The sequence below is a fragment of the Candidatus Aquicultor sp. genome (assembly GCF_054640775.1).
The window spans coordinates 1-4,992 of sequence record NZ_JBTSLF010000178.1; the positions used below are offsets into that span (position 1 = coordinate 1).

Here is a 4,992-nt window from a genome sequence, read left to right on the forward strand (position 1 = left end):
CGTCTCCCATCTAGTAATAACGCTAGATACCCATAAAAAACAAAAATACGCACATAGGCCAAACAAATTTGGAGCAAAAAGAAGTGAAAATACGCGGTTTATCTAGATAAAGGCCAAAGACGAGAACAAAGGGCCACTAGTGGCCCTTTGTTATTTTCCGCAATATAAGAGGCAGGTTAGGTAAGACAAAAATAAGGGTAAGCACTAGGTGAGCCTCGTTAGAGTTTATGAAGATGGGAGAGGATCGGCGTGAGGGCTGCGGTCATGATAATAACATTATCTTTAATGGTAGTGCTCGGGTTTCATTCGTGCGCAGCGGTTGTGACCGCGCGGGGTATCGCTGATGACAGCTTATTCGTCGGCGGATGGGTCGGGTTCTTCGTGGTCTTTCTCTTCTTACTCGGAGGCGTGTTCTCGCTCAGTATGCCGGCTGTCTCATTGGTCGTGTTTGTTTTTGCCGGTCTCATAGCGATTCTAATCGGGACCAGAACCGATTTCAGTGCAATGCTTCTCTGGTCTGCGGCAGCGTTTACGCTAGCCATTATGAGCTATTTAGGGGATAGGGAGTTAAAGAAGAAAGAGGACTCTCAAGAAACCATCCGCGACACACTCCCCGACGAGCAACTCAAAGCTGGCTAAGCCTCCATCTGCTATACTCCCCAAGGTATTTTTAACCTATATTCTGTCAAAATGTATTATTACTTCGTCGGATATTGCCCGGTTATCACCATAATCAGTGAATATTTATTATGTAGTAAACTGTCGATGAATGCTGCATCGGTCACATTACCGGCGTTCGTATTAGACACGGTAATTACTAAAACCGAGCGTGTTGAAGAATCACCACTATAGACGTAAACGGGGGCAAATATCATGTTGGTAAGAAAATCCGCAAAGAAGAAAGTAGACGGGAAGAAGGCCGAGAAAAACACTTCATTTAGTGCACGGTCGCTTCTAGCGGGAATACCGGACCCGCAGTTTGTTGCGGACAAGGATTTGAATATCATCTACTTTAATGATGCCGTAGCGAAACTTACCGGGTATTCGCCGGAAGAGGCGATCGGCAAGAAGTGTCATGACATCTTTAACTCCAACATCTGTGACAACGGATGTGCGATTAAGCACTGCATGGCGACTGATAGCACGATTACCGGTGCCGAAGTCATTATACGGAAGCGAAACGGTGAGCCGGTTACGATTATAGCGAACGGCGCCCCGGTTAAAGATGATGCCGGAACTATCATCGGTGGCATGGAGACCATGCGTGATATAACCGAAGAGAAAAGGCGCGAAAGGCAGGTCCACCATGAGGCCGCCAGGGCTCACGCCAGGATCTACGATGCGATATTTGCAACCGATACCGAGCAAAACATCACCTATTTTAACGGTGCAGCAGAAAAACTCACCGGCTACTTCAGGGCAGAAGTCATCGGCAAGAAGTGTCATGACATCTTTAACTCCAACATCTGTGACAACGGATGTGCGATTAAGGGCTGCATGAGTTCGGGCCAGCCGATTATGGGCGCCGAGGTCATCATCAAGGATAGAAACATGCAAGAGATCCCGGTAATGGCGAGAGCCGATATTATCCAGGACAAGAATGGCAAGATAGTCGGCGGCATGGAGATCATCCGGGATATCGGCCAGGAGAAACGCACGCTTGAGAAGATCAAATCGTCTGCAGAGCGACTCAATACCTCGTTTAACGAGATATCCGTCAATACCGACCAGATTACGACGACCACAACTCAGGTAGCGACCGCTATCGGCCAGATAGCCCTCGGGTCGAGCGAACAATCAAATGCAGCCGCGCAAGCGACAAATTCCGTTGAGCATGTCTCGAGATCGATCAACGCCATGGTGGAAAGCGCAGAAGACCAGACCAAAAGCATCGCAGACTTAACCAATGGCATCAACGATATCATCGAAGTCATCGACGATATCGCAAGCCAGACCAACCTCCTTGCCCTTAACGCAGCCATTGAGGCAGCCCGAGCGGGAGAGCATGGTAAAGGCTTTGCTGTGGTCGCAGATGAGGTCGGAAAGTTGGCCGAGAGAAGTGCTAAAGCGACAGGTGAGATCGGTGATTTGATCAAGGAGATCCAGGAGAAGATCGGCGGGATTACCGAAAACACCGAGGCTAAAACCAAGGAAGTCGCATCGGCCACAGACGAAGTGGTCTCAGCTGTAAATGCGATTGCGGCAACCTCGCAAGAATCGGCGGCCTCAGCCGAGCAGGTCTCGGCCTCTGCTCAGGAGCAAAGCGCAACTATACAGCAGGTCGCCGCTTCTATACAGGAGCTTACAGCGGTGGCCAACGCGCTTAACAGCTTACTCGATGAATATCAGATCGCTTAAGCGGTTTAAGGGCGTTAAATAGGGCATCAAGTACGCATGAAGCATCACGAAAGAAACATAAAGGTGGGGGAATAAAAGCTCCCACCTTTTTTAGTGCGCTTTTACTGCTTGAATGGTGTCTCCGCTCGACATACAATCAGTAGGGTATATATATGACTTCAAAACGCACTTATTTGGTTACAAGAAATGATTCGAGGAATAAGGTATTGGGATGAGTAAGGATCGATACAAGTTTTTTACAGCTGCGGCCAAGGGGGTCGAGCCGGTTCTTGCCGGAGAGCTGCGCGCACTTGGGATGAGGGACGTCGTCGAGGAGACCGGCGGCGTAAGGTTTTCCGGTGAGCTTGAAGCCGCTTACAAGGCCAACTTATGGTTGCGTACGGCAAACCGGGTGCTCATGACGCTGCGAGAGTTTAATTGTCCCTCCGAGCAGGCGCTTTATGATGGTGTGCGCAAGATCGATTGGCGCCGTCATCTTACATCAAAGATGACGCTGGCGGTCGATGCAAATGTTCGCTCGTCAGCGATGAAACACTCAAAATACGCGGCCCTTAAGACGAAAGACGCGATAGTCGACCAGCTTCGCGAGAAAACCGGGTCGCGGCCGAGCGTTGACCCTGAGAACCCCGATCTTAGAATAAACGTTCACATCGACCGCAACTATTGCACGCTTAGCCTGGATACATCGGGTGAGAGCCTGCACAAAAGGGGATATAGGACTGCCGGCTTAGAGGCACCATTAAAAGAGACGCTCGCCGCGGCGTTGGTGGGTTTCACGGAATGGGATATGAAAAGCCCGTTTATCGACCCGATGTGCGGCTCGGGAACGATCGTCATTGAAGCGGCCCTCAAAGCAGCGAATATCGCCCCGGGACTCATCCGCAAGACCTTTGGTTTTCAGCACTGGTTGAATTTCGACAAGAACCTGTGGGACCGCCTGGTAAACGAGGCCGAAGCGGTGCGAAAGCCAAAACCACAGGCTTCCATTCGCGGATACGATAGCTCGGGCAGGGCAATCGGTGCTGCTATGGAGAACGCGAGGGCGGCAACGGTGGGGCCCTTTGTGCCGTTTATCCGCAAGGACATTAATGACCTGGAGCCACCGCCGGGACCCGGCGTAATAATCGTCAACCCCCCGTACGGGGAGCGACTCGGGCAGAAAGAAGAACTCGAATCACTCTATAAAACCATCGGTGATGTGTTTAAGCAGAAATGCAAGGGATATACGGGGTTTGTCTTTACCGGCAATCCGGATCTCGCAAAGCATATCGGGCTTAAGGCCTCACGGCGCATCGTGCTCTATAACGGGCCGATCGAGTCGAGGCTCCTGAAGTACGAGCTGTACTAATCGCTTTGGTCCTTACGCTTTTTTTACGCGCGGCGCAATCTGCTTGGTTTAGCGCGCATTCTTACGTAATCGGAGATAGCCTGCTTATCCTGCGTTTTCATATCCGCAAACCTGTGTTCCAACCGGGCACAGCGCCATTATCTCTTTTCTCGAGATATGGCCTTCTGCAACAGCGGTTTTATTTAATGACTTGCAGAGGAACGTGCTGTCATCGAGCGCCATGATCACTAAAAAGAACAGCGGCTTAGCGTTTTCTTTAAGCTGGAAGCTAAACGAAGCCCCCTCAATAAGGAGTTCTTCCGCGCTCGGGACGACATTCGATTTTTGGCTTATTTCGGCTGCTATCATACAGTTTTTATCGGTTAATAAAAGAACCTTCTTTATTATATCGTGTAGTATGCAAAATCAAGTATGTTAAAAATATAACAAAGTATGTCTAATTATTTTCGATTTTTATGACGACGGTACAATAACGGGAAAGTATCGTTCTTGCTTACGAGTTTTGCAGCATTCTCGTTTATCTTCTTTATCTTTAATATCTGATAGATATCTGATAATCGCCGAGAGGAGTTTGTAGGGATGAAAAGGTTGTTGTCAAAGAAGTCGGAAGCAAAGGACAAAGGCAAGGAGACCGAGGATTCAGTATCGCTTCTAGCAGGTATCCCCGACCCGCTTTTCGTGGCGGACAAGGACTTAAATATCACATATTTTAACGATGCCGTCGCCGAGCTTACCGGGTATTCACCAGAAGAAGCGAAAGGGATGAAGTGCCACGATGTATTCAGATCTAACATCTGCGATAGTGGATGCGCCATCAAGCACTGCATGGCGACTGATAGCAGCATTAGAGGTGCGGAAGTCATCATCCGGAAGCGAAACGGTGAGCCGGTTACGATTATAGCGAGCGGCGCCCCGGTCAAAGATAGTTCCGGCAACATCATCGGCGGCATGGAGACTATGCGCGATGTAACCGAAGAGAAAAAGCGCGAGGCGTTGGTTGCGGCAGAAGCGGCACGAGGCCGCGCCGGGATTTACGATGCGATATTTACTACCGATACCGAACGAAAGATAACCTACTTCAATGACGCCGCTGAGAAGCTAACGGGTTATTCGAAGCAAGAGGCAATCGGTAAGAGGTGCCGCGATATTTTCAACTCGAACATCTGCGATACGGGTTGTGCGGTGAAGGCGTGTATGATCAACGAAGAACCGATCATGGGCGCAGAGGTCATGATTAAGAATCGCAATATGCGCGAGATTCCGGTTGTGGCGCGCGCCGATATTAT

The 4,992-nt window shown here is 49.7% G+C and carries 5 protein-coding genes; 4 read left to right on the forward strand and 1 reads right to left on the reverse strand.

Annotated elements, in window-relative coordinates; genetic code table 11:
- Nucleotides 1-249: 249 nt before the first annotated feature.
- The 3 genes from ACYC56_RS12115 (at nucleotide 250) to ACYC56_RS12125 (ending at nucleotide 3,706) form a co-directional block, all read left to right on the forward strand.
- The gene (locus ACYC56_RS12115) at nucleotides 250-639 is read left to right on the forward strand and encodes a hypothetical protein (protein ID WP_461374438.1); all 390 of its coding nucleotides are present in this window, start codon (nucleotides 250-252) and stop codon (nucleotides 637-639) included.
- Between the two features lie 234 nt (nucleotides 640-873).
- Entirely contained in the window at nucleotides 874-2,358 is a 1,485-nt protein-coding gene (locus tag ACYC56_RS12120; protein ID WP_461374439.1) for a methyl-accepting chemotaxis protein, read from the forward strand.
- Nucleotides 2,359-2,569: 211 nt separating this feature from the next.
- Nucleotides 2,570-3,706 carry a THUMP domain-containing class I SAM-dependent RNA methyltransferase gene (locus tag ACYC56_RS12125; protein ID WP_461374440.1) on the forward strand — a complete coding sequence of 379 codons (1,137 nt, stop codon included), beginning with the start codon at nucleotides 2,570-2,572 and terminating at the stop codon, nucleotides 3,704-3,706.
- A gap of 84 nt (nucleotides 3,707-3,790) precedes the next feature.
- Here ACYC56_RS12125 and ACYC56_RS12130 read toward each other — a convergent pair whose 3' ends face one another.
- Nucleotides 3,791-4,054 (reverse strand): hypothetical protein, encoded by a 264-nt coding sequence (locus ACYC56_RS12130; protein ID WP_461374441.1) that lies wholly within the window; start codon nucleotides 4,052-4,054, stop codon nucleotides 3,791-3,793.
- 231 nt (nucleotides 4,055-4,285) lie between these two features.
- Between ACYC56_RS12130 and ACYC56_RS12135 the strand changes: the two genes are divergently transcribed.
- The coding region (locus ACYC56_RS12135; RefSeq protein WP_461374442.1) for a PAS domain-containing protein at nucleotides 4,286-4,992 on the forward strand (707 nt) is incomplete at its 3' end.